The 24,233-nt window shown below is 70.9% G+C and carries 17 protein-coding genes; 7 read left to right on the plus strand and 10 right to left on the minus strand.

What is annotated here, in order from left to right; genetic code table 11:
• Nucleotides 1-396 precede the first annotated feature (396 nt).
• The gene (locus ACYVDG_RS00600; RefSeq protein ID WP_460745605.1) at nt 397-2,427 is read left to right on the plus strand and encodes a serine/threonine-protein kinase; all 2,031 of its coding nucleotides are present in this window, start codon (nt 397-399) and stop codon (nt 2,425-2,427) included.
• 100 nt (nt 2,428-2,527) lie between these two features.
• Here the strand turns inward: ACYVDG_RS00600 and ACYVDG_RS00605 are convergent, their stop codons facing one another.
• Both ACYVDG_RS00605 and ACYVDG_RS00610 read right to left on the minus strand, forming a co-directional pair.
• Entirely contained in the window at nt 2,528-3,100 is a 573-nt protein-coding gene (locus tag ACYVDG_RS00605) for a hypothetical protein (RefSeq protein WP_460745608.1), read from the minus strand.
• Between the two features lie 757 nt (nt 3,101-3,857).
• Entirely contained in the window at nt 3,858-5,177 is a 1,320-nt protein-coding gene (locus ACYVDG_RS00610; protein ID WP_460745609.1) for a DUF6891 domain-containing protein, read from the minus strand.
• A gap of 168 nt (nt 5,178-5,345) precedes the next feature.
• Between ACYVDG_RS00610 and ACYVDG_RS00615 the strand changes: the two genes are divergently transcribed.
• The gene (locus tag ACYVDG_RS00615; protein ID WP_460745611.1) at nt 5,346-6,206 is read left to right on the plus strand and encodes a hypothetical protein; all 861 of its coding nucleotides are present in this window, start codon (nt 5,346-5,348) and stop codon (nt 6,204-6,206) included.
• On the opposite strand, the gene ACYVDG_RS00620 is transcribed toward ACYVDG_RS00615, so the two are convergent.
• Nucleotides 6,203-7,264: a hypothetical protein gene (locus ACYVDG_RS00620; protein WP_460745613.1), complete on the minus strand. Its 1,062-nt coding sequence runs from the start codon at nt 7,262-7,264 to the stop codon at nt 6,203-6,205. The two genes, ACYVDG_RS00615 and ACYVDG_RS00620, sit on opposite strands and share 4 nt — an antisense overlap.
• 277 nt (nt 7,265-7,541) lie before the next feature.
• Entirely contained in the window at nt 7,542-10,004 is a 2,463-nt protein-coding gene (locus tag ACYVDG_RS00625; protein ID WP_460745615.1) for an ATP-binding protein, read from the minus strand.
• 327 nt (nt 10,005-10,331) lie between these two features.
• Here ACYVDG_RS00625 and ACYVDG_RS00630 point away from each other — a divergent pair, with 327 nt between their 5' ends.
• Together ACYVDG_RS00630 and ACYVDG_RS00635 are read left to right on the plus strand one after the other, a co-directional pair.
• On the plus strand, nt 10,332-10,991 hold the full coding sequence (locus ACYVDG_RS00630; protein WP_460745616.1) for a TetR/AcrR family transcriptional regulator: 660 nt from the start codon (nt 10,332-10,334) through the stop codon (nt 10,989-10,991).
• A 19-nt stretch (nt 10,992-11,010) separates the two neighbouring features.
• Nucleotides 11,011-11,970 carry an alpha/beta fold hydrolase gene (locus ACYVDG_RS00635; protein ID WP_460745619.1) on the plus strand — a complete coding sequence of 320 codons (960 nt, stop codon included), beginning with the start codon at nt 11,011-11,013 and terminating at the stop codon, nt 11,968-11,970.
• A gap of 37 nt (nt 11,971-12,007) precedes the next feature.
• Here the strand turns inward: ACYVDG_RS00635 and ACYVDG_RS00640 are convergent, their stop codons facing one another.
• A complete protein-coding gene (locus tag ACYVDG_RS00640) occupies nt 12,008-12,667 on the minus strand; it encodes a GmrSD restriction endonuclease domain-containing protein (protein ID WP_460745622.1) in 660 nt (219 codons plus the stop codon).
• A gap of 612 nt (nt 12,668-13,279) precedes the next feature.
• Between ACYVDG_RS00640 and thpD the strand changes: the two genes are divergently transcribed.
• Together thpD and ACYVDG_RS00650 are read left to right on the plus strand one after the other, a co-directional pair.
• The gene (gene thpD, locus ACYVDG_RS00645) at nt 13,280-14,185 is read left to right on the plus strand and encodes an ectoine hydroxylase (RefSeq protein ID WP_460745624.1); all 906 of its coding nucleotides are present in this window, start codon (nt 13,280-13,282) and stop codon (nt 14,183-14,185) included.
• Nucleotides 14,186-14,270: 85 nt separating this feature from the next.
• Entirely contained in the window at nt 14,271-15,572 is a 1,302-nt protein-coding gene (locus ACYVDG_RS00650; RefSeq protein ID WP_460745626.1) for an MFS transporter, read from the plus strand.
• 1,358 nt (nt 15,573-16,930) lie between these two features.
• On the opposite strand, the gene ACYVDG_RS00655 is transcribed toward ACYVDG_RS00650, so the two are convergent.
• The 3 genes from ACYVDG_RS00655 to ACYVDG_RS00665 form a co-directional block, all read right to left on the minus strand.
• Nucleotides 16,931-20,947 (minus strand): TcpE family conjugal transfer membrane protein, encoded by a 4,017-nt coding sequence (locus ACYVDG_RS00655; protein WP_460745628.1) that lies wholly within the window; start codon nt 20,945-20,947, stop codon nt 16,931-16,933.
• Between the two features lie 29 nt (nt 20,948-20,976).
• Nucleotides 20,977-21,300, minus strand: a complete 324-nt coding sequence (locus tag ACYVDG_RS00660; RefSeq protein WP_460745630.1) for a hypothetical protein — start codon at nt 21,298-21,300, stop codon at nt 20,977-20,979.
• Between the two features lie 83 nt (nt 21,301-21,383).
• Complete coding sequence (locus ACYVDG_RS00665) at nt 21,384-22,349, minus strand: conjugal transfer protein (protein ID WP_460745632.1); 966 nt, start codon at nt 22,347-22,349, stop codon at nt 21,384-21,386.
• Between the two features lie 411 nt (nt 22,350-22,760).
• Between ACYVDG_RS00665 and ACYVDG_RS00670 the strand changes: the two genes are divergently transcribed.
• The gene (locus tag ACYVDG_RS00670) at nt 22,761-23,453 is read left to right on the plus strand and encodes a lysoplasmalogenase family protein (protein ID WP_460745634.1); all 693 of its coding nucleotides are present in this window, start codon (nt 22,761-22,763) and stop codon (nt 23,451-23,453) included.
• 23 nt (nt 23,454-23,476) lie between these two features.
• Here the strand turns inward: ACYVDG_RS00670 and ACYVDG_RS00675 are convergent, their stop codons facing one another.
• Both ACYVDG_RS00675 and ACYVDG_RS00680 read right to left on the minus strand, forming a co-directional pair.
• Entirely contained in the window at nt 23,477-23,734 is a 258-nt protein-coding gene (locus ACYVDG_RS00675) for a Txe/YoeB family addiction module toxin (protein WP_460745636.1), read from the minus strand.
• Nucleotides 23,731-23,991: a type II toxin-antitoxin system Phd/YefM family antitoxin gene (locus ACYVDG_RS00680; protein ID WP_460745638.1), complete on the minus strand. Its 261-nt coding sequence runs from the start codon at nt 23,989-23,991 to the stop codon at nt 23,731-23,733. Before ACYVDG_RS00680 ends, ACYVDG_RS00675 begins: the two co-directional genes overlap by 4 nt.
• Between the last annotated feature and the right edge of the window lie 242 nt (nt 23,992-24,233).

Below are 24,233 nucleotides of genomic sequence, written 5' to 3' on the forward strand. Positions count from 1 at the left end.
CACCTAGAGGCGAAATGCCGACCGCCCTTACTGACTCTGGCCACAAAAGGACTTTTCCGACCCGCCGGAAACCGCTCCCGCCTGTGCCTTCACCGAAACCGATCGACTGCCGGCCCTGGCCCGACCGGCCCAGCGAAAGGCGGTTCGGACGCCGGAAAGCACCTGAAACGCGAGGTTCTGGCTCTGACCACTTTCGGTCACCTTCCGTTGCCCCCGCAGTCAAGGGCCTCTTTCAGGCTTACAGTGAGAGGTCGGTTGAGACAGTCCACGAAACGGCGGTCACCCCACCGCCCGCGCAGAACTGACGGGCCTCCCCCGGAACCACGGCTCCCCCAGAGCTGGTTTGCCGGACCAATCGGCCTGCGCGGCCACCCGCACCGCCAGAAGGGAAGCCCCATGTCGACCACCGGGCGCACCTCCGTCGGCCGCTACGAACTGAGGCGACGGCTGGGCATCGGCGGTATGGGAACCGTCTGGCACGCCTGGGACCCCGCCCTGCAGAGGGACGTGGCGGTCAAGGAAGTCCTCCTGCCCGAGGGCATGAGCGACGACGACCGCTCAGACGCGCACGCCCGAACACTCCGCGAAGCCCAGGCGACCGCCCGGATCAGTCACCGGGCCGTGGTCACCATCCACGACGTACTGGAGCACGACTCCAGCCCGTGGATCGTGATGGAGCTGCTCACCGGCGCGTCACTGCAGGAGCACATCGACGCCGAGGGCCGGATGACGGTCGACCGGGTCGAGGAGGCCGCCCGGGCGCTGCTCGGCGGGCTGAAGGCCGCGCACGCGGTGGGCGTGACGCACCGCGACGTCAAGCCCGCCAACATCATGCTCACCGAGGACGACGAGACCGTACTGACGGACTTCGGGATCGCGAACGTGGACGGGGGCGCCGCGATCACGCAGACCGGGGTGTACGTCGGCTCGCCCGAGTTCATGGCCCCGGAACGGTTCGAGGGCGACCGGGCGCTGCCCGCCTCGGACCTGTGGAGCCTCGGGGTAACGCTGTACACGCTGCTGGAAGGGGTCTCGCCGTTCAAGCGGGACAGCATCACCGGGATGATGAGCGCCGTGCTGACCGCGCCGGTGCCGCCCGAGCTCACCCGGAACGAGCACGCCAAGACCCCGCAGGGAGCGGCGCTGCGGGCGCTGATCGGGGCGCTGCTCACCAGGGACGTGTCGGCCCGGCCGGGCCCGCGCGAGGCCCTGGACCTGCTGGAGCGGGAGCGCCAGGCGGCGCAGAAGCACGTGCGGACGCAGAAGGCCCCGCTGCCCGACCTGTCGGAGATCCCCACGGAGCGGATCGACCTGGCCGGGGGCGGTCCCGGTCAGCCCGGGAAGTCCGGGGCGGACGAGGCTGGGAAGGCCGAGAAGGCTGTGCAGGGGGCGAAGGCGGACGAGGCCGACAGCGCCCCGGCCCTCCCCCAGGCCAGGGCGCAGGGGCAGGCGGAAGCGCCCGGGCTGACCGCGAGGCCCGCGGAAGCCGAGGCGCCGGGGCAGGGCGAGGCACCCGTGCGCCGCTCCCCCAGCGGCCCGAACCAGGCTGAACAGTCGGCACGGGGCGGTCAGGGCGGCCAGGACCGCCAGGGCAGTCAGCTCCCGGCGGACGCCCCCGCTGGGGCAGCGGGTCCCCGGTCCGGGGGCAACGCCCCCAACCCCTACGTGATCCCGGGCCCCGGTACCCCGGCCAAGGGCCAGCGGCCGCCCAGCGGGCCCCAGCAGCCGCCACCACCCGCGCACCCCCGGCAGGGTCAGCAGGCCCCGCAGCAGGCGCAGCGCCACCCGAGCGGGCCCCAGGCCGGCGGGTACGCCCTGGCGCCCCCGTACGCGATGGCCGGGCGGCCCGACCCCGGCGGGAACGCGCGGATGCCGGCCGGATCCCCGGGAGCCCCCGGAGGCCCAGGGAACCCCGGATCACCCGGAGCTCCCGAAGCCCTGCCCGCCGACGCCGGGATGCGGTTCCTGCACGGGGTCGGCCACACCGGCCGGAACCCGGACTCCCCGCCCGCCCAGAGCGGCTACGGCTCCCGGGCGGACACGGAGCGGCCCGCGAGCGTGCTCACCGCCGTGGTGATGCTGGGCCTCAACGCCCTGATCCTGTTCCTCATCACCGTCCTGGCCCTGGTGCAGCTGGGCAGCGGCGGCTTCGTCTCCGGCTGGGGCACCGTGCTCGTCCCCGGCACCTGGGGGCTGATGTCGGCCTGCGCGACCTTCGGGCTGCTCAGCCGCTCCCGCCTGGTCTACGCGCTGGTCCTGGCCATGCAGGGCGTCGCCGCGGTGTCCCTGGCCCTCATCATGGTCGCGGTGCTCCTCTACACACCGGCGCTGCTCACCCTCTTCTCGATGATGCTGCTCTACACCCTGACCACCGTGGGGCTGCTGGTCGCCCCGAAGCGGGCGCGCGCCCACTTCGGCCTGGGCTGACGCCGGGGGCAGGGGGGGGAGACCGGGAAAGGGGCGGACAGCCCGGGAAGGGCTGGAGACGGAGAGCCCGGGAACGGGTAAGGGCGGGTGGGGGCGGAGCCTAGTCGCCCACCCGGAGCCAGTTGCCGTTGGAGTCGAGCTCCCACTCCTCCGTGACCTCGGGCTCCTGGACGTACAGTTCACCGCCCTGCATGACGGCGACACGGGCACTGGCGAAGGCGACCCGCTCCGGGTCCTCCCCGTCCTCCTCCACGATGTGACCGAGGGACGCACCCACGGTGTTCTCATCGTCGGTCGGAGATGTGGCGCACGACCGGGTCCGCACACCAGAGGTGTAGTCCTCGGCCATCTCGCTCTCGCTGCTGCCGGTCAGGAGGGCAGCCATGCGTTCTTCCCCCGACCGGTCCTCATTGGGGGTGTCCTCGACGAACTGGATGAGGCGCTCGAGGCCGTCGTCGGCGTAATCGAACTCGTATTCCACAGCGCACTCGGACGGGTCGTCGGACTCGACCGCGGTGAGGGTCATAGATTCGAACAGGCGGTTCTCCGCGTATTCCTCGTCCAGGTCGACGAGATCGTCCGGAACAGAGAATTCGATGCTCTCGGCCGGTTCCCTCAAGGTGTCGGTGAAATCGAAGTCCTCGGCGGACGAGCACGCGGTCAGGGCGAACACAACGGCCCGGCTCGCAGCCGCCAGAGGGGCGGGGGACTTGGTGGTGACGGTGATGGTCTCTCCTCAGACTCGGCTGACACCCGATTTTTACCGCGTCCCGTGCTACAGCATCGCGAAAATCCCCTGCGTCCCGGGGCGGGCACAGCGGGTTCACCGCATCGGCCTTGTGGACTGCGCGTCTTCGGTGGATTCCAAGGTGAGGGCTTGAGCTCGTGTTTCGCTTTTCCGGCTGACCGGGGATTCTTCACCCCCGACCATTTCCCGGAGCGCGCGGCAGGACCTTTTCTGTGTCATCCGTCACCCGGCCCGCGGCACGCGCGTATGCCGCGACGCGATCCGGCCCCGCCCGTCCCCGGCCGGTCGGTTGCGGGCAGCACGAAGCGGGTGGGGGTGGAGGCACCCCCGATATCGACGGTAAGCCGGATCCGGATTCCTGAGCGAGCGGCTGTTCCCCGGGCTGTGGACAACCTCGGGACCGTGGACAACCGCGGGACCACGGGCACGCCGACAGCAACCGGGTCCGCCGAGTCCGCCCGGGGGTTCCGGTCCCGCACAAGACCACCGGATTCCCCAGGGCCCGGGCGACGGGACGGTCGACGCCCGGGCTGTCCAGTGGTGGTCCTCAGCGGTTCCGTGCTGCGTGGCTGGTCGGTCGTGGCTGGTCGTCCGGTCGTGGGGACCGGAGGGGGTTCCGGGTGCGGCCCGCTGGCCCCCGGGAGGGCTTCAGCAGGACCGGTCCTTCACGGCCCGCGCACCTTCAGTGCCAGTGCACCGTGTGCGCCCCGGGATGGTCGGGCAGGCCCGAACTCCCCTCCTCGGCGAGCTGGCAGATCAGGGTCTCCGCCTCGGCGAGCGTGCCGAAGCGGCCGTAGGAGACCCGGGCCACCGGGTCCGGGGTCTCCATCCACACCGTGTGATCCTCCTGCCACAGCATCTGAACGCACACCCCGTTGAACGCACGAACCACCACGAAGGTGCCCGGCGCCGGGGTCGTACGCCGCAGGAGTGCCCGGCACTCCGCCAACTCCAGCAGAACCGGCAGGTCGGAGCTGCCGATCCCCCTGCTGTGCACATCGTCGTGGCTGACGTCGAGCAGCCCGTGCGGCTCCGCGGGCGCGTCCTCCGACGGCAGCGAACCGTCCACCGCCCAGCGGCTGAGGATCTCGTCCAGGTGCTTCCTCGGCAGGAGCCGCCCGGTCCCCAGCACGCGGATCCGGTCGAAATCGCGCTGCAGGCAGATCGACGAACCGGTGATCAGACTGGTCACCGCCACCGTCAGCCCCGTCGGCAGCCAGGGCAGGGCCAGCCGGGCGAACTCCCGGACCGAAGACTCCAGCTCGTGGAACTCACCCCACCACGGCAGCGCAGTGTGCAGCGGCGGACCGCTGAACCCCACCCGCACCACCGGCTCCTGGGTGGCGCAGGGGCCCGGATGCGCTGCGAGGCGGCCGTGACGGCGACGGCACCACTCCATGTCCACCCGGATACGCGGAACCTCGTCGTCCGGCCAGTGCGCGTCCAGACCGTGCGCGTGCAGCACCTCGAGGATCTCCGCGGCGGCAGCACCCGTACGGCCCTCCCCGCCCGCCGAGAAAGCCATCCACAGCCCGCCGCCGAGCAGAGCGAGCTCGATGTCGGAGTCGTAGAAGTAGACCACCGTCCTGGCCTCGGGATCCTGTTCCTCCGCCAGCTCCCACAGGTAGGACTCCCCGCCGAGGTGCTCCAGGCAGCCGTCACAGCACTCGACCGCCTCGAACACCGGGATCCCGAGCCCCGCCAGGGCCTGGCGCGCCCGCTCCAGCCGTTCCACGTCGGTGCGCACCGGCCACTTCCGCTGTCTGCGCAGGTGTCCCGCGAACGCCCGGTCCACGATGTCGTAGACCTCCGTGGCCCCCAGGTCTCTGGGGTTGTCCCTTCCGAGACGGTACTGCTCGGGGTCGCCCCGCATGCCCACGAGATCGTGGTAGGCACCTTCCAGGACCTCGGGGAACCCGAGCCTGCCGGTGGCGACCATGACGGCCACCTTCTCCCGGATGGCGGCGAAGGAACGCTCGCCGCGCGCCCAGTCATCAGTCATTCGCCCAATCTTTCAGAACCTCAGCGCCCATGTGAGGAGAACCGGGGAAGCTCTCGTGTCCGTATCCGGCCGCGCGCTGAGGTGCCAGACTGAGCGGGCGCCTTCGTTTCTCCGCGGGCGCCCTCCCTACCCGGCGGGCGCCGCCCTCCCATTGAACGGTGACCAACGGTGCCCACCCTCCAGCTCCGTCGCCTCCCCCTGCTCGAACGGGCCTTCCGCCAGCCGGTGCGGGGCCTCCGCCTACCCGAGCGCGCCCTCCGCCTGCCGGAACGGGTGCTCTGTACGCGCCCGCAGCTGGGCGCGTCAGCGCTGCTCAGCTTCGCGGTCTTCGCCCTGGTGTCGGCCGTGCTCCCCCACGACCGAGTGGCCTGGTACCTGCCCAGCCCGCTGATCTGGACCTCGCTGCTCCTGGTCCTGGTGCTCCTGCACGCCGAACGGGCCCACATGCCGCGCGGCGCCTGGCTGGAGCTGTGGTGCGCCGCGACCTCCCTCGCAGTGCTGCGGGTGGCCTCGCTGGACTGGTTCCTGGGACCGGCGATCGCCGCGCCCGACACCGCCGCCCGCATCCGCGTGTACGTCATGTGGGGCTGTGCCCTCGCCCTGCTCGGACTGCTCGTCCTGGCGGCCCACCGGGTCCTCGTCCTGCCGTGGCTGGTGGCCGCAGCCGGGGCCGTCTTCATCCTGGCCGTGGCGGTTCCCCAGCTGGCCCCCTTCGGCCTTCCGGTCAACCTCCTGTCCCTGGAGTCCGTGTTCGCCCTCGCCCTGTGCGGCTACACGGCGCTGCTCGCCGTGCGCCACCGGAGAGCTCCCCACGCCGGGGTCGCCCTCCCCGTCGCGGTGTGGCTGACCGTCCTGCTGCTCCTGGCCTTCCTGGCCACGAGCCACCCGGCCGCGTTCAACACCTACGGGGTGTCGGCGCTGGTCACCGCGTCCCTACTGCCCTGGGGATGCCTCGGCCTGCTCACCCTCGCCGTGCTGGCCCGCGCCCGCTGGCTCCAGCTCCGGGACGCGGACCAGAACGAGGCCTAGGCCTCCGGGACCGCGGTCAGGTCCCGCACGGCCGCCCGCACCTTGACCACGCTCTCGTCGCGGATCCGGCGGGCGGCCTCCGCGGTGCCGGCGAGCTCGGCCACCTCCGGGGAGCGCGCGGACAGCAGCGAGGCCTCCGCGCGCAGGCCGGCGTAGTCCCCCATCGAGTCCAGCACCTCCTGGCACTGCTCCCACTCGCGGTGGGCCAGGGCCGCGGAGTCCACCAGCCGGCCGTACTCCTCGATCTGCCCGACTCGGCGGCGGATGTGGTCCTCGGTGGCCTGGAGGTGTACGCGCTGGGGTTCGAGGACTTCCCGCACCCGGGCCGACGAGGCCTGCTGCCACCGGCGGAGGTACTCGCGGCGGAGCTCGCGCTGGCGGAACAGCAGCGACGCGATCCGCCACTCCTGTTCCCGCAGCACCGCCAGCCCCCGGGCGGTGTCCAGGGCGTCGGCGCAGCCCGGCTCGGCGGCGCCCAGCTCGGCGCGGGCGTCGGTGACCCGGTCGATGGTCTGCTGGACCTTCACCAGCAGGCCGTGGTCGGCCGCGCTTAGGTCGTCGGGCAGCAGGAGCCGGTCCCGGTACCGCTCCGCCGGGCTCTGCCGGTCCTGGACGGTGAGGGTGTCCGCGGTGACCGTTCCGACCAGCAGCGCGAACAGCAGCCAGGGGGCACCGGTGGGCGGGGAGGCCGGCAGCAGGTCGAACATCCACAGGGGCGCGGTCGCGACCGTGGCGCCGCCGAACAGGGCGCCGAACAGCCGTACCGCGGGGTTGGCCTCGCGGCGCAGGGTCAGTGCGGTGACGTAGGCGACCACGCTGATGCTGGCGACCACCATGCCCAGGTACCAGCCCACCATGACCAGGGCCACGAGCAGGGTGAGGCCGACCCCGATCAATTGGATCCCGGCCTCTCCCAGGCGCAGGGCACGGCTCAGGGGTTCCGCGTCGGGGCGGGCGTGGCGCGGGGAGGGGGCGGACTCCCGGAGTATCTCCTCACGGAGTTCCTCGGGGAGAGCGGTGTCGACAACGGGGCGCGGCCGGATGACGTCCTCACTCATGGGCGTCCCTCGTGAGTGGTGGGTGTCCTGGGGTGCGGGGTGAGTCAGCGGAGGAGGAGAGGTGGTCGGAAGGCGATACCCTCCTTGATCCCCATCCTGGTCGCGCCCCGAACCTGACTCCTCGCACCGCTTTGTCCCCGTTGTCCCCAAAAATCGGGCAAGAACCTACCTGACCTGCACGGGAACGGTCTGTCCCACAGCGGACCGGCCCTGACTACCGGCCCACTTCCACCGGCCCTCACCTGCCGGAGCGGCCCCTAACGACCCCTACCGGCCCCTACCGGCCTCGGCCGTCGAGGGACACCAGGGTCTCGCTGGCGGGCCGCTCGCGGGTGGGGTTGGTGTCCAGCCAGCGCAGCAGGCCCTCGGAGACCAGGTCGACCCCGATCCGCCCGGCGCGGCCGTCGAGGTCGCGGTAGAGGCACTCGCCGTTACCGAGATTGCGCAGCACCGCCATGTGGTCCTCGTTGCTGTCCACGCCGAGCAGCGACATCACGTCGGCGACCTCGTGCGCCTCGCTGGAACGGAAGGCGAACACCGAGGAGAGGCAGTTGGTGACCTGCTCGTTGAGCATGTCGCCCGCGTTCTGGGACACGAGGATGAGCGCGGTGTTGCGGGAGCGGCCCATCCGGGAGACCTCGGGGACGAGCTTGGCGCCCTCGGGGGTGGAGGTGACCGCCCAGGCCTCGTCGAGGAAGATCGCCTTGGGCAGGCGCCGGTCCAGGCCGTTCATCAGGCGCCGGGCGAACTGGGAGACCAGGTACAGCAGGGCCACGGACAGCCGCTGCTCGTAGGAGTAGTCGTCGCGGCGCACGCCGGAGTCGGGCAGGGTGAGCCCGCCCAGGGTGAAGACCGTGGTCCACCCCTCGGTGTCGATGCGCGCCTCGCCCTGGGGGTCGAAGCACAGCGAGGCCAGGCGCATCTCCGCCATCGAGCCCAGCACCGCGCCCAGGTTGCGCGAGGCGGCGTCGTCGGAGGAGACGAGGTGGTCGACGACCTTGGCCAGGGACGGCTGGGGCTGGTTGGCGACGGTGGCGACCGCCTGGATCATCGCCGACTCGCGCTCCTCGCTCATCCGGGGCAGCAGCAGGCGCAGCGTCTCGGTGGCCATGGTCTTCTTGGCGGAGAGGTCGTCGCCGAAGGCGAAGGGGTCCAGGAGGCCGGGCTGAGCCGACCCCAGGGACATGATCCGCGCCTTGCGGCCGCGGTGCTGGAGCAGCTCCACGAGGGACTCCGCGTCGCCCTTGGGGTCGATGGCGGCGACCGTCACCCCGCGCAGGGCCAGCTGGTAGATCATCAGCAGCGCGAGCGTGGTCTTGCCGCCGCCGGGCTCACCCGTGATGGCGATGGCGGTGGGGCGGTTGCGGGCCGCGGCGACCATGGGGTCGAAGTGCACGATGGAACGGGCCCGGCCGATGGTCTCGCCGACGTAGGGGCCGACCCAGCCGCCGCCCGAGCCGTCCACCCGGTCGCCGACGTCGACGGTGGCCGTGGGCATCCCGCCCGCGATGGTGCGCAGCGGCTGGCGCTGGGCGTAGGCGTTGAGGCGGATACGGTCGCCCGGCAGCGACTCGCTGAGCAGGGAGAACTGGTCGCCGGTGGAGTTGATGACGTCGATGCCGATGTCGCGGTAGTGCTCCACGACCGCCTCGACGTGCTGGCCCAGGAGCCGCTCGGTGGGCGCCGAGACCATGAGGCGGTGCCAGCCGTACACGAACGGCAGGCGCTCCTTGGTGATGCCGTGCTCCAGCATGCGGGCGGCGTCGATCTGCTCGGCCAGAGCGATGGGCGCCTCCACCCCGGCCTCGCGGATGTGGGCGTCCATGTCGCGGGCGTGCGCGAGCTTGCGGCCCACGTCTTTGGAGGCCTTCGCCGGCGGGACGAGCTTCATGCGGAGTGAGAGCTCGACGGGGAACGGCAGCGCGTCCGCGTGGTGCAGCCACGGTTCGCCGTCGGGGAAGGGCATGAGGTCCGGGAAGCGGGAGAACGACAGGAAGGCCACGTACGTGGACCCGGCGGGCTGCTCCAGCCGCAGCATGGACCGCCCGTTGTGGATGACCCCGTCCACGAGCTGCTCGATCTCGCCCCGGCCCCAGGTGCGGCGGCCCGCGGCGGAGGGGAGGATCTCCTCGGCGGTGCCGCTGACCGCGTGCCGGATGAGCCATGCGACCTCGTCGGAGGTGGCGTGCCGGGCGTGCAGGGAGCTGGCCATGAGGGCGCGGCCCAGCCGCTCGGACTGATCGGTCCAGCGGGCGATCTCCTTCTCGTCGATGGAGTCGTCGTTGATCCCGAGGACCTGCTCGGTGCGCTGGTAGGCGCCGAAGATCCCCGCGAACAGGCCCATGCCGACGCTGGCGTTGCGGATGCCGAGCCGGACGCCGAGGTAGACCTCCTTGGTCCAGAAGTCCTTGGCCCACACGTGCCGGTACATCTCGTCGAGGTACTCGTACCAGCCCGACCCGCCGTCGGCGGTCCCGTCCAGCCTGGTGGCCCACTGGGCCGCCGGGTAGGTGCGGTGGGCGACGCGCAGGTGCACCTCGGCGTCGTTCATGCGGATGGCCGCGAGCGCGATGGTGATGTTGGTGGCGAGCGCCTGGCGTTCCTCGGGGGTGGTGAACTCGTAGGACACCGTGGGGAGCCGGAAGTAGGCCCAGGCCTCGTTGTCGCTGAAGAGCACGCGGTCGTCGAAGTAGCGGACGGCGAGGCGGGTCGCGCCCCGGGTGCCCCTGGTGCCGGTCATCTGCTAGCCCTTCCTCGTGACAGCGCTGACGAGTTCCGCCCTGTGGCTATAGCCATCACCCATAGTGCTGCATCCGGCGAGCACTGAGAAGCCGAGGCCTCGGTGCGCCAGGAACCCGGGACGGGCCGGAATCGCGGGATGAGGCCGAAAAGCGAGCGGGGTGATCCGGGCAGGGGCTGGGACCAGCACTGACGTGGATTCTCGGGGGATTCGCCGGAGATTTCCGGGGGGCCTCTGGACCGTAGTGACCAAATATCTTAATATGGTCACTACGATCGAACGAAGGAGACCGACATCCCTCGCCCCACCATCCCCGACCGCGCCAACGTGATCCTGGACCACGCGCGCTCGATCATCCTGGAGAAGGGCTACCAGCGCGCCACGATGTCCGGCATCGCCAAGAGCGCGGGGGTCGCCAAGGGCGCGCTCTACCTGGAGTTCCCCGCCAAGCAGGACCTCCTCGAAGCGCTGCTGAACCGGTCCGTGCGCTCCCTGACCCGGACGGTGCGCGCCGAGGTCGCCGCGTTCGAGGAACCGGTCACGCTGTCCGCCGCGTACCGCATCGGCCTGCGGGCGCTGCTGGCCGACGAGCTGATGCTCGCCTTCTACCTGGCCGACTCCGAGACCCTGGGCGACTTCGTCACCGACAAGGGGCCCGACCGCTACCGGCCGCGCCTGGACTGGCTCACCGAGTACACCGCCGAGCTGCAGCGGGCGGGGCTGGTGCGGGCCGACGTCGATCCCGCCGCCGCGTCGCTGGTGATGTCGGTGTTCTCCGTGGGGCTCATCAACGCCTCGGCCGCGCTGGGCCCGATCTCAGTCGACCAGCTGAGCCGGACCGTGGACATGGTCGGCGACCTGATCTCCGCCGGCTGGGAGTCGACCGACGGCCCCAGGGACACCGAAGCCGCCCGCAAAGCCCACTCCGAGCTGCTCGACAACCTGACCGTCCAGAACGACCAGAACCACCAGAGAGAACCGACATGAACGACCTGAGGGGACCGACATGACGAACCGTTCCACCGACATGTACGACAGCTACCAGGACCTACGCCTGAGCGAAGGCCCACTGCGTGTGCACCGGGCCGGGCCCACCGACGCCCCGCCGGTGCTGCTCCTGCACGGCTCGATGCTCGACAACGCCCACATCATCTGGCGCCACCTCGTGCCTGCGCTGGCGACGAAGTGGAACGTCGTGGTCCCGGACCTGCCCCGGCACGGCGGGTCCCGCCCCTGGACGGGCACCGTGGACCAGCCCCGTATCGAGCGGACCATCGACGAGCTGCTCGACGAGCTCGGCATCGAGCGGACCGCGATCGTCGGACTGTCCATGGGAGGCGGGGTCGGGACGGGTTACGCGCTCGCCCGCCCCGAACGCGTCAACGCGCTGGTCGCCATCGGCCCCGGCGCCCTAGAGGACTCCCGACCGTGGCAGTTCCTCATCTGGCTGATGTCGCGGCGCGGGCCGCTCATGCGCTGGTACCTGAAATGGATGAACTCCCCCAGCTGGATGCGGAAGACGATGGCGGGGGTCCACACGCACGGCGAGGACACGCGTGACTTCGACGAGCTGATGGACATCGTCATGGACGAGCTGCGCGACGGGCTCCGCCACCGTGAGGGCGCGCTGGACGACTGGCAGATCGAGATGTTCGGGCCCTGGCGGATGCGGGTGAACTTCGCCCCGCGGCTGCACAAGCTCGCGGTCCCGTCCCTGTGGATGCACGGCGAGCACGACAAGCTGCCCGGCATCCGGGAGGAGATCGTACTCAGGGCCGCGAGGCTGGCGCCCGGGGGCAGGTTCCTGAGCATCCCGGACGCCGGGCACCTGGCTCCGCTCGACGAACCCGAACGCGTCAACACCGAGGTCGCGTCCTTCCTGGAGGAGATTCACCTCCAGGAAGGGAACGACCAGGAAAACGTCCGGGAAGGCAACGTCGGCCCGGAGGCCAGCGGCGCGACCTAGGGGGCGTCGAGGCAGCCGGCGTCGAGCCTGAGCGGGGTTAGCAGGCGGTGCCGAGGGTGCTTTGGAGGCTGGACTCCTCCGTGGATGTGATCGTGAGGTCGTAGTCGTACTTCACGGTGATCCAGGACTTGGCGTAGTCGCAGTGCACGTCGGTGTTGTCGGGCATCCACTCCGACGGGTCCAGGTCGCCCTTGGCGCTGTTGCTCGACGGGGTGGCCAGCCATAGCTGGGGCGAGCTGACGTCGTTGGCGAACTCGGTGCGCTGCTCAGTGGACCAGTCAGCGGCTCCGGTCTTCCATGCCTCGCTCAGGGCGACCAGGTGGTCGACGCTGATGTCGGCCGGGTCGTCCTCCACCCACTCCTCGTCGTAGGCGCTCCACCAGCTCCCGGAGGTCGGCTGGCAGTTCTCGTCGGTGACGACGTCGTGGCCGTCCCGTTCGAGCACGACCTGGCGGGACGTGCAGGGGCTGTCCACCACGTTCCAGTGGGGGAAGAGGCTTCGGTCGTAACCGTCCTGGGGGCCCTTGGGGGCGACGGTGAGCGAGTCCAGCTGGGACTGGGCCTCGGAGTCGCTGGGGATGTTCGGGGGCATGACGTGGTCGGCCGACGCGGGGGCGGACCAGCCGAGCACCACTGCCATGGAAGCCGCGGCGGCCGCGGCCAGCGTGCGCGTGAGGGCGCGGGGGAAGGGGGGCACGTTTTCTCCTCTTGAGCGGGTCGAGGAAAGCGGACGTGACTACTGTGTAGTAATCAACCCTTTTACACCAGCCCCGGAAGAAGAATTCCGTGTGAAGCCGGGGATACCGCGATCGACACGGAGGGCGGTCGCGGGACACCGACGGGGATCACGGAGAGTGCTGCGGGGCCCGCACAGCGGGCCGCGCCAAGGCCATCTGCGGGAGCGCTTGTGGGGCGCTTGAGGGGGCGCAGCCATTGCACCGTCGGACGCACCGAGTTCATGTGAAATAGATCACATGAAAAGTTCCAACCGGGCACCTTAGGCTTGACTAACCATTGCCATAAAGGGACGACCTGGGACGATGCAGAACAGAGCGCCCCGGATTATCGGACCGTCACCCTCGGCGACACCGTGCAGGTGAGCACGGAGAACAACCGAAGGCGAACCAAAAAGGCCGCCTCCGATCCCCCTATTTTCCCCCATATAGTATAGTAGTAATACCCAGTCGGGAATCTTGTAAACACACGGCGGAAAGGTCACCACAAATGCCCCCTGGGTAAGTTTGTTAAGTTCGCGAGTCGTACGGAGAAACCCCGACCTGAGAGGAGCACCCTCACCGAGGGGAACGGCATGACTCTGCAAATGGACCTTCCTACCGCGGACGAGTACCCGACCCGCAAGGCCCCTGAGCCAGCCCTGCTCTACCGCAGGGACCCCGTCATCTGGAACGGCACCGATGGCGGCCCCTTCACCCCGGAACAGCTCGACGGCTACGACCGCCGCGGATACACGCAGGTCGAGTCGATCGTCAGCCCCGAGGAGGTGGAGGCCTACACGGCCGAACTGAAGCGGCTGAGCACCGACCCCGCGCTGCGCGCCGACGAGCGCGTCGTCGTCGAACCCACCTCCGACGAGGTGCGCTCGGTGTTCGAGGTACACAAGGTGAGCAAGGTCTTCCGCGATCTCGTGAACGACCCCCGCCTCGTCGACCGCGCCCGCCAGATCCTGGGCTCCGACGTGTACGTGCACCAGAGCCGGGTCAACTACAAGCCCGGCTTCGGCGGCGGATCGTTCTACTGGCACTCGGACTTCGAGACCTGGCACGCCGAGGACGGCATGCCCCGCATGCGCGCCGTCAGCTTCTCGGTTGCGCTCACCGATAACTTCACCCACAACGGCGCCCTGATGATCATGCCGGGGTCGCACAAGACCTTCGTGTCGTGCGTGGGAGAGACACCGGACGACCACTACCGCTCCTCCCTGAAGAGCCAGCACGTGGGCACCCCGGACCAGCCGTCCCTGACGATGCTGGCCGAACAGCACGGCATCGACGTCCTCACCGGCAGGGCCGGCGGGGCGACCGTGTTCGACTCCAACTGCATGCACGGCTCCGGCGGCAACATCACGCCGTACCCGCGCTCCAACGTGTTCGTGGTGTTCAACAGCGTGGACAACGCCTGCACGAAGCCGTTCAGCGCCAACGACGCCCGACCGGAGTTCCTGGCCTCCAGGGACACCACGCCCGCGGGCCAGTAGGATCGCCCACCCCTGGGGTTCACCCGTGAGCCCCAGGGGCAACGCCGTCCCTCCTGGCGGCACCGACACAGCGGCAGGGCGGGGCATGGGACAGGGCTCGGGGCGGGGTTCGACGCGCGGCATGGGGCGCGGCATGGGGCGCGACTTCAACCGGTTCTGGATCGGAAGCCTGTCCAGCAACCTCGCCGACGGCATGATGATCGTCGCGCTGCCGCTGGTGGCCGCGATGCTCACCAACGACCCGCTCCTGGTGTCGGGGCTCATCGCCGCCCGCTACCTGCCCTGGCTGCTGTTCGGGCTGGCCGCCGGGGTGATCGCGGACCGCTTCGACCGGGTCCGCCTGATGGTGGGCGCCAACGTCGTCCGCGCGGGCGCCATGGTCGCGCTGGCCGCGCTCGTCGCCGCCGACCAGGCGACCATCTGGGTCCTGTACGCGGTGATGTTCGCCGTCATGACCGGTGAGGTGTTCTACGACGTCGCCGGGCGGGCGGTGCTCCCGGCCGTCGCCCGCGCCGGGACCATCGACCGCGCCAACGGCCGCCTCGAAGGCGGCAAGACCGTCACGCAGGACTTCGCGGGCAGCCCCCTGGCCGGTCTGCTGTTCGCCGTGGCGGCCGCCCTGCCGCTGGCCGCCAACAGTGCCGCCTACCTGCTGGGCGCCCTGGTCCTGCTGGGCCTGCCCCTGGCGGTGCGCCGCCCCGCGGCCCCCGCCGGTGACGGCGCCGAACCCGGTGCGCGGCCCTCTCCCCTGGCAGACCTGCGCGCGGGGTTCACCTTCGTCTTCCGGGGCAGTTCCCTGGGTCCCATCCTGCTCCCCAACATCGCGCTGAACGCCGGCTTCATGGGGCTGAGCGCAGTCGTGGTGCTGCTGGCCCAGGACCACTTCGGGGTACCGCCCTCGCTGTACGGCGTGTTCGTCGGCTCCTCCGCGGTCGGCGCCGTGCTCGGCGCCGCCGCCGCGGGACCGATGGTCGTGCGGGTCGGCCGCTTTCGGCTGGAACTGGTCCTGTTCTCCCTCACGGGGCTGTGCTTCCTCGGCTTCGGCCTGGCACCCAACGCCTACGCGGCCGTCGCCGCCTGGGTCGTTCTCGGCTTCGTGATCACCGCGTCCAACATCGTCATGCTCGGCGCCATCCAGCTCATCGTGCCCCGCCACCAGCTGGGCCGGGTGATGTCGATCGTCGCGGTGTCGGGGACGGCGTTCGGGCCCGTCGCCGCGCTCCTGGCCGGACTGTTGGGGCGCGTGGAGCTGTACTACGTGCCCCTCGCCTCCGGGACGCTGATCCTGGTGGCCTTCGCGCTGTCCGTCCCCGCCCTGCGCCGCGTGGTCACCGAAGCCGACCGCGTCGAAGCGGAACAGGTGGCCGGAGGCAACCGGACCTCCTAGGCGTGTCCGGCTGGGACGGCCGGCCCCACCCACCAGAACCGGCTCTACCCACCTGGAGTGGGGGTGCCCCGCTGGAGTGGGGGTGCCCCGCTGGAGTGGGGGTGCCCCGCTGGAGTGGGGGTGCCCCGCTGGAGTGGGGGTGCCCCGCTGGAGTGGGGATTGCCTACTGGGGCGAGGATTCCGCGCCAGTGCGGGTTGCCCCGTTTCCTGCCGCTTGATGGTGGCCGTCTCCGCTGCGCGCGTCAAGGTCGTCGCCGTCGAAGCGCTGGCGCGCTATCGGTGGCGCTCCACCTTGACCCGCTTCGCTGCGACGGCGGGTGGGCGGCAGTCAGGAAACGGGGGACGTGTGGTCGGGGCCCCAAGGGGCCCTTCGGGCCCCGGGCCTTCGGCCCGAAGGGCCGGGCTTCGCCCGGTCCGGCCGTGACCGGCCGGATCCCTGCCCATCCGCCCGGCTTCATCGGCCAGCGCGTCCCAATCCAGTGACCAGCCAGCGACGAAGGACCCGAACAGGCCGGGCGCATGGCCGGGCGCGTCCCACCGGACTTTCGGTCAGGGGTGGGCCCCCTTTCCAACGATGATCTTGCCCCTGTCTCAACCCTCGACGGCCGAGGGTGGAGCTGGGGGCAAGATCATCGGGGATGAACCGGTTTCGGACACAGCGGTCATCTTCGCCGGGCCAGTTTCAGACACCGGGTCTACCTCCGTGTGGGGCGCCCACCGGGGGGCGCCCGCTACCCCCACATGGGGGCGCCTGGGGCACCGAGCCCCCTCCCGGAAGCACCCGGGCCAGTGAACCCCCTCCCAGGAGGCAATCTCGGCGCCCAAAATGACTCCAACAGGGGGGTTCGATGCCCTGGAACCCACACCCGACCGGTTCACCGACACCACCCGCACCCGTATAGGCCACCCACCACCGAGCCGCCAGACCGGTGGGACGCGCCCAGCCACCCGCCCCGCCTGAACGGGCCCTTCGTCGCCGACCGGCCACTAGATTGCGACGCGCCTGCCGACACAACCAGACCCACGGGAAGGAACCCGGCCGGCCACGGCCGGACCGGGCCGCAGACTCGGAGCAGTACCCGGCCGAAGGCCGGACCCGTCGCCACCCCGACCACACGCCCCCCGTTTCCTGACTGCCGCCCACCCGCCGTCGCAGCGAAGCGGGTCAAGGTGGAGCGCCAATGATGCGCGAAGCGCTCGATGGCGACGACCTTGACGCGCGCAGCGGAGACGGCCACCATCAAGCGGCAGGAAACGGGGCAACCCGCACAAGACCAACACCCCCACGGGCACACCCACCCCGCTCCCGCTATCGCCCATAGGCACCGACTCACAGGTGCCAACTGTCCGAAGCAACGTCAGGGAGTCGAGGCCGGGGCCACCGAGTTCACAAGGACCCCGCCCAGGGCACCGTGGGCGCGCTTGGTGGCCGAGCGCAGAGCACCGACGTCGATCTTGGTGTACGAGGACCCCAGGTGGTCGTCCCACGGGATCCGCACGATCGCGCGGCAGCGGCCGCGGGCCACGCGTTCGGCGGCGTCCACGTCCGGCAGGCTGCGCTTGCTCACACCGTTGACGACCAGGACCGAGTTGGCCCTGAGGTTGCTGTAACCGTTGCCGTCGAGCCACTCGAAGGTCATCGAGACCGCGCGCTCGGCGTCCGCGCTGGCCGGAGCGACCAGGACCAGCCCGTCAGCGACCGGCAGCGCCCGGGCCACACCGGTGGCGGCCGGGTCCAGCAGGGTGACCCCGTAGAACCCGCCGAGCAGGTTCGAGAGCTGCCCGTAGTCGCGGTCGTCCAAGGTCTGCACGTAGGGGTCGTCGAGTGTCTGTACGACCTCCAGACCGGTCCCGGCGCGGCCCGCGTAGGCGCGCATCCGCTCGTACTCGTCCACGGAGTCCGCGTTGGCCAGCAGGGCCGTGAGGGTCTCCGGGGCCTGGGCGCCGATCCGGCGGGACAGCCCGTTCGGCCCGGGGTTGACGTCGACGGCCACCACGCGGTCGTCACGGTGCGCGGCGAGGGTGTGCCCGATCATCAGGGCGGTCACCGTCTGCCCGGCGCCGCCCGTGCAGCCGAGGACGACCAGGGAGCGCGGTTCGGCGAGCGGGGAGCGCAACCGTTCGATGTCGCTGGCGGGCAGGTCGGAGCGGACCGGGGCCGCTCCCCCGGTCACGACCTTGGCCAGGCGGCGCCAGCCGCGGGTACCGCCGGACTCCGAGGCGGGTTCGGCGGTCTTGGCCGGCGGGGTTTCGGGACGCTGCGCGGGGACCCCGCTGGGGGTGTCGCCCAGGCGGTCCTGCTCGCCCGTGCCGTGATCCAGCTCCAGGTCCGGCTTGGCGGGTTCCTCCTGTGCGGACTCTTCACGGGCCTGGGCGTGCCCGGCATGTCCGGTGTCGGCCGCGGGTTCGGAAGCCGACGGGGCGCCGTGCCCGGCCGCCGCGCCGGTTTCGGGCTCGGGGCGCTTGGGCGGGTCCGGTTCCTCACCCGGTGCGGTCTGTCCGAAGAGCTGGCCGATACGCCGGGCGTTCTGCGCGACCCGGTGGAAGACCCCGTCATGGGGGTCGTGCCCGACCGCGCCCTCGGTGCCCGGCTCGCTCGGTGTCTCCGAGGCAGGGGCAGGGGCGGGCTCCCGGCGCCGGGAGCGCAGGGCCGCGTCCTCGGCTTCGGCCAGCTCCGACTCGGTGGGGCGGCGGGCCGGTTCGGGCTCGGCTTTGGCTTCGGCTTCGGTCCTGGCTTCGGGTTTGCGCTCGGGTTTGCGCTCGGGTTCGGTCTCGGCCTTCGGTTCCTTGCGGACCTCGACGAAGCTCACGAGCTCGCCGGTTCCGTGGTCCAGCTGGGTGGACGGCTTGGGGTCGTTGGCCGCTTCGGCAGCCTTATCCGCGGCACGCCGCTCAGCCGCCGCGGCCTCCTCCTCGGCCGCCCGTTCCCGGGCCTCCTGCTCCCGGGCCTCCTGCTCGCGCGCTTCCTGTTCCCGGGCCTCCTGCTCGCGCGCTTCCTGTTCCCGGGCCTCCTGCTCACGGGCCTGCGCGGCGGCGCGGCGCTCCTCGCGGATCTCGCTGACCGCGATGACCGGGTTGTCGCGGTCCCCGACCCTGGGCTGGTCCGGGTGGTGGCGCTTGCCGTCGTCGAACCACTCGGACGGATCCCGGTTCTCGCTGTCCCGCTCCTTGGAGGGCACGGCGTCGGCGAACTTGGGGCGCGGCGGGGCCGGGGTGTCGGCCTTGATCAGGTGCTGGTCGAGCACGGACATGTGTTCGGTCCACTCCGGGCCGCGCTCACCGGTGTCTTCCTCCCCGGGCTCCGCCGGCATGGCCGCCTGCTCGCCGGTGCCGTGGTCCAGCTCCAGCGGCGGCTTGGCCTGCGGCGCGGAACGGGCGGCGTGCGAGGACTGCGGGCCCGCCTCGGAACGGCCGATGTGATCGGCGTCGCCGACATCGCCGGGCGCGTTGTCGGCCTGGGACTCCTGCTCAGCCGCGGCGGTCCTGCCCTCGGGGCCGACCGTCTCCTCGGGTTCGGCCTTCTCCTCGGGTCCGGTCGTCTCCTCGGCGCCCTGCCCTTCCGGGTCGGCGGAGGCCGGAGGCAGCCACGGGGCGGCCGAGACGTTCTTGGCGGCGGCAGGACGGCCCGTGGCGGCCGCGTAGCGGGCGGCGTAGTCGGACACGTCCGGGTAGTCGCTCCGGCCCTTGGCCGACCGCTCACCGTCCGCGCCGATCGCCCACGGGGCGGCGTGCGGCCGGCCCTTGCGGCGCGGCTCGGGCCGGTCCTTCGGCGGCGGCTCGGCGGTGCCGCCGGGGTCCGTGGCGGGCAGGGCGCGGCCCTGGGCACGGGCGGGCCGTGCGGGCGGGGCCTGGCGGGCGCGTTCCCGCACCGGGGCGGACTCGGCCGCCGCCTGCGGTCCCTTCTCCCGGCCCTGCTCCTTGCCTTCCGCAGGACTCTGCCCCGTGCTCTCCGCCGGGCTCTCCTCCGGTTCGGCGACGTCCTCGCGGCGGTCGGCGAGGTCCTTGGCGACCCTGATCCCCTGGACACGGCCGCGCAGGCGGCGTGCGGCGGCCGCCCCCTCTTCCGACGCGGGCTCGGGCCGGGCAGCTGGCTCGGGGGCGGACATGATCTCCTCGGCACGGCGCCGACCGTCCGGGCCGCTCGACGAGCGCTCCCTCGGGCGGACCGCCTCAGAGAGTTCGGAACTGCTCATGGCTCCGGTGTCGCTGGAGGCGTAAGCCCCCTTGGAGGTCAGGCCGAGCGGGGTGTGTCCAGAGGAGGCGCGCAGCTGGGCGAACCACTCGTCGCGGTCGCGCTGCTCATCCTCCTCGGTCACGTAGACCGGCTCTCCGAAGTCGTGTTCCTGCGACAGCTCGCCCTCGAAGGGGTCCCCCCGGTCCCCGTCCCCGCGGGCAAGGCCGTGGTCACCGCCGTCCTGGTCGCGGTCCGGGGGCGGTGTTTCGAGGCCGAAGCCGAAGTAGTTCAGGACGCGGCGTCCCACCCCGCGGGGACGCTCGCCTCCGTGCTCGGGAAGGTCGGTGGCGGCGGCACGGTGTTCGAACCACTCGTTCTCGTCCTTCTGCTCCGTCACTGCCTCGGCCTCCTCGCTCGGGGGATTCCCGGAGCGGGCCGAGTTCTGCGCGCCCGACGTGGCAGCGGCAGCGACGGGGACCTTCCGGGCGGGGGTGTCCTCTGGGGCGTCGGGTTCCGGAACGGAGTGCGGGACGGGTTCGGGTTCGGGTTCGGGTTCGGGGGAGGAAACGGGAGAGCGCGTGGACACAGGGGCGGGCTCGGGGGTGGGTACCCCGCGCAGTGGCGGGGCGGCCTCACGCGCCGCCCTGAGCTCGCGGGACGTCCGGAGGCGGCCCTCCACGCGCTCCTCGGCGAGGGCTTCCCCGACCGCCTCGTCGGCCGCCTCGGCCCCTTCGTCGGCCGCCCCCTCGGCTTCGAGCTCCAAGGCCTCCTCGGCCTGGGCACGGCGGGCGGCGCTCCGGGTCAGCGGCAGGGGCCCGGCGTCGGGGTGGCGGTGCCACACACGCACCGAGACCCGGATCTCGGACGGCTCGTACTCGGGGGCGAGCCGGGTGAACACGCGGGCCTCCGTGAGGAAGCGCGCCTGCGAGATGAGCAGCTCCGTGAGGCGCTTGCCCTCGATCACCGGCCGGGTGGCGAGCACGGTGATCACACCCGGCGGGACGACCCAGAGCACCAGGTGCCAGCCGTTGCCGAAGTCGAACGGGGCGTTGACGATGCTCAGCAGCACCACCCAGAGCGCGAACACCCCCAGGGCGACCCCGAAGGTCCCCACCGGAAGTGGCATGGGCAGCCGGAAATCGTAGAGCTTGTACAGCCGCTTCTCGATACGCCAGATGTTGGTGTACGTGGGCAGATCCACGTTTCCGGCCTCCCTCGCCTGTTCCGACCCTATTCCGTCGACACACCCATCGCTCGGGCGATCGCCACCGCGATGACCTCGATGATGCCGGGGACGTAGAAGACGATCCCGATGAAGATCGCCAGGATGATGAACTGCATGAAGCGCGTGATCTCCCTGGTGAACAGGAAGAAGATCGCCACGATGGACACGATGACGAGGAAGAGCGGCCCGAAGAAACCACGGAGGAAGTCCGCGAGGCCACCGGTGTCCGGTGCGTCCTCGGTGGGGGTGGTCTCGACCGCGAGGGAGATCAGGTCAGCGCTGCCGACGGCCGTCACGGCGTCGGCTGTGGAGGACAACAGGGGGAGCATGTCAGGCGCCTTCCTCCGCTGCCGTTACTGGTGTGCGCATGGTTCTTCTCATCTCCTTGCCTACAGGCCCCTTTCCCATCCGGTCATCCGCCGAACGAGTGCGGGGCACCCTGGATGTCACGCACGTACCACTCGTTACCCGAGTTCACGATCGTGACCAGGTAGTTCTGCACCATCTGCCCCGTTTCGCCGCCCGTCTCGGCGGGCTCGGCGGAGGGAACGGACCAGACCACGGTGGCTGCCACCTGTCGTACGTCATCATCCCCGGTCGTGGACTGGGATGGCACCGTGACATCGGACAGTTCGTGGAATTCCAGGCTGTTCTCGGGCAGAGGGGTGAAAGTGGCGCCCGGTTCCATATACCGGTCGAGGTGGCCGGGCTCCTCCGCGTAGGCCTCGAAGAAGCCGGGGAGCACGTCGTCGATCTGCTCGGCGACCTCCGGGTCCTCGTCGAAGGAGGACGCTTCGGGCAGGTCGGCCTGGTTGGGTGCGGCGAGCAGGGCGGGGCGACCGGAGACCACGAGGGCGTCGCCGTCGCTGTAGACGGGCACTTCCAGGCTCATGGCCTCGTTGTTGACGTCGGCGCGCACGCTCACCACGGCGTTGTGCTCGTCGCTGGCGTCCACCGCGACCACGGTGAGGTTGTCACCCGCGAGGCTGTCGGCGGGCAGGTTCAGATCGCCGGCCTCCCCCTCGGGGACGAAGGCGGCCAGTTCGGATTGGCGGGCCTCGGGATCGGAGGTGTCGAGGTAGGCGTCGGCGAAACGCAGCGCGAAGGCCGCGGCGGAGGCTTCGGGGAAGTCGGAGGTCTCCACGGCCTCCGGCTCGGCCGCGCTCGAGGGCAGGGAGAAACCGCTCTGGATGGGGAACCAGATGCCGTTGAAGATGACGACGATGATGAACGCCCACAAGAGGACCCGGCCCACGCCGACCCACCAGCGCCCGCCCGCGCCCGCGCGCGGCTTCCGGGGGCGGGGGGCGTCGAGGTCTTCGTCGACGTCGTCCGACCGGTCCCGCACCGCGGTGTCGCGCCGCGACGTCTTGGCCATCCCCGCCTCCTGCACACAGTGATGCGCCGGCCTCTGCGCCGACGCCCGGTGTTCCTCGCGCCGTTGCCGACGCATCCGCCATGCCCTTGTCTACCCCATCCCTATAGTGAGGCATTGTGCGGGTTGGGAGCGCCCAGGGCGAGACCGTGTTTCCCGATCGGGGGCACATTGCACCCCACGGAAGAACCGGCCAAAAATGCCAGAGCAGGACAATTCTCCACAGAAACCTCTGCACAGAGGTGCAGGTGAGGTGCATTTCCGGCCAGACCGTAAAGGGATTAGTCACCCGCTGGAGAGCAAGGTGTGGCCTCCAAGCACCCCCTCCTCCCCCATCCGCCCCAGACATCCCCGCCCATACCCGAACCGGAGCATTCCGCCAGCAGTGATCTGCTTCACGCCTAAGATGTCCGGATGCTCCCCCGCCGCCCCCTCCCCCGCGCCCTCCTCGCCCTCTTCGCCGCACTCGCTACAGCGCACCTGGTGGCCCAGGCACTCGGGTTGGACGCCTGGACCCGCCCGACCCAGGTGTTCCTCATGCCCGCCCTGCTGCTGGTGGTCGCCGGGGCCACCGGGCGACCCCACAGCAGACTGGTCGTCCTGGCGATGGTCGCGCTGGCTTTCTCCTGGCTCGGCGACACCGCCCCGGCGTTCGCGACGGGAGACACCGCTTTCCTGCTGATGGTGGGCTTCTTCCTGGTCGCCCAGGTGGTGTACACGGCGGCGTTCTGGCCCTACCGGACCGAGAGCGTGCTGTGGCGGCGCCGGTGGCTGGTGGCTCCCTACGCCGGGTTCGTGGGGGTCCTGGTGTGGGTGTGCGCGCCGCACGCCGGCGGGCTGCTGGTCCCGGTGCTGCTGTACGGCCTCGTGCTGGGCCTGATGGCCCTCCTGGCCACCGGCGTGGGCCGCTGGGTGGCGGTCGGCGCCGCCCTGTTCCTGGTTTCTGACGCACTAATCGCCCTGCGAGCCTTCGCACCCGGCTGGGACGACCTGCCCTTGGGCGGCTTCTGGGTGATGAGCACCTACATCGCCGCGCAGACCCTCATCGTGCTGGGCCTCCTCGCCCGCCCGCGAGCCCGGACAGAGAGGGTCGGTGCGGCTGCCTGACCCCCGCCCCGCCGCCCGGAGGGTCAGTAGCAGTAGCGGGCCGCCAGTATGACGATCCCGCGGTCCGTCACCAGGTACACGAGGCGGTGTTCGTCATCGATCCGCCTCGACCACGCACCGGGCAGGTGGTACTTGAGCGGCTCGGGTTTGCCCAGTCCCGTGAACGGGTCCCGGCGGACGTCCTCGGTCAGCTTGTTGATCCGCACGAGCATCTTGCGGTCGGTCTTGAGCCATGACGTGTAGTCGGCCCAACCGTGGTCCTCGAAGACCAGTCCCCTCACTCGTCCTCCGAGGGGTCTGCCAGTGCGCGTTCGGTGACGGCTCCGCGGAGGGCGTTCTCGTAGGACTCGAGCAGACGGCGGGCCTTCGCGGGCGAGCGCAGGAGGTAGGCGCCCTCACGGAGCGCGGCGTCATCCTCCGCTGAGACGAGAACCGCGTTTCCGTGCTTGGAGACGGTCTCCACGGCGTCGTGATCGTCGTTGACCTGCTTGATCAAGGGGAAGAGTGATCTGCGCGCTTCGCTCGAGGTGATGGCCATGGCGGGACCCCCAGATCGTAGTGGTACCAAATACGGCACCGCTGCCCAGTGCGAACGAAGGGCGACTCGGCCGGTTCATCCCTTCGACGACTTCTCCTGTGGCCCTCGTCATATCGGCTCGGATCGATTACGCTCCCCGCCACGGATCAATTCATCAGATGATTCATCGCGAGCCGCCGCAGGAGGCATCCGTGAAGGCACCCCAGCACCCACCTGTCAGACAAGAAGGAACCAAGAGGTTC

Source organism: Nocardiopsis oceani, from assembly GCF_054777395.1.

Bases quoted from the DNA above. Each gene is read 5' to 3' on its own strand.
- ACYVDG_RS00600 (WP_460745605.1), top strand. From the start codon at position 397: ATGTCGACCACCGGGCGCACCTCCGTCGGCCGCTACGAACTGAGGCGA.
- ACYVDG_RS00610 (WP_460745609.1), bottom strand. From the start codon at position 5,177: ATGACTGATGACTGGGCGCGCGGCGAGCGTTCCTTCGCCGCCATCCGG.
- ACYVDG_RS00620 (WP_460745613.1), bottom strand. From the start codon at position 7,264: ATGAGTGAGGACGTCATCCGGCCGCGCCCCGTTGTCGACACCGCTCTC.
- ACYVDG_RS00625 (WP_460745615.1), bottom strand. From the start codon at position 10,004: ATGACCGGCACCAGGGGCACCCGGGGCGCGACCCGCCTCGCCGTCCGC.
- ACYVDG_RS00635 (WP_460745619.1), top strand. From the start codon at position 11,011: ATGACGAACCGTTCCACCGACATGTACGACAGCTACCAGGACCTACGC.
- thpD (WP_460745624.1), top strand. From the start codon at position 13,280: ATGACTCTGCAAATGGACCTTCCTACCGCGGACGAGTACCCGACCCGC.
- ACYVDG_RS00650 (WP_460745626.1), top strand. From the start codon at position 14,271: ATGGGACAGGGCTCGGGGCGGGGTTCGACGCGCGGCATGGGGCGCGGC.
- ACYVDG_RS00660 (WP_460745630.1), bottom strand. From the start codon at position 21,300: ATGCTCCCCCTGTTGTCCTCCACAGCCGACGCCGTGACGGCCGTCGGC.
- ACYVDG_RS00665 (WP_460745632.1), bottom strand. From the start codon at position 22,349: ATGGCCAAGACGTCGCGGCGCGACACCGCGGTGCGGGACCGGTCGGAC.
- ACYVDG_RS00670 (WP_460745634.1), top strand. From the start codon at position 22,761: ATGCTCCCCCGCCGCCCCCTCCCCCGCGCCCTCCTCGCCCTCTTCGCC.
- ACYVDG_RS00680 (WP_460745638.1), bottom strand. From the start codon at position 23,991: ATGGCCATCACCTCGAGCGAAGCGCGCAGATCACTCTTCCCCTTGATC.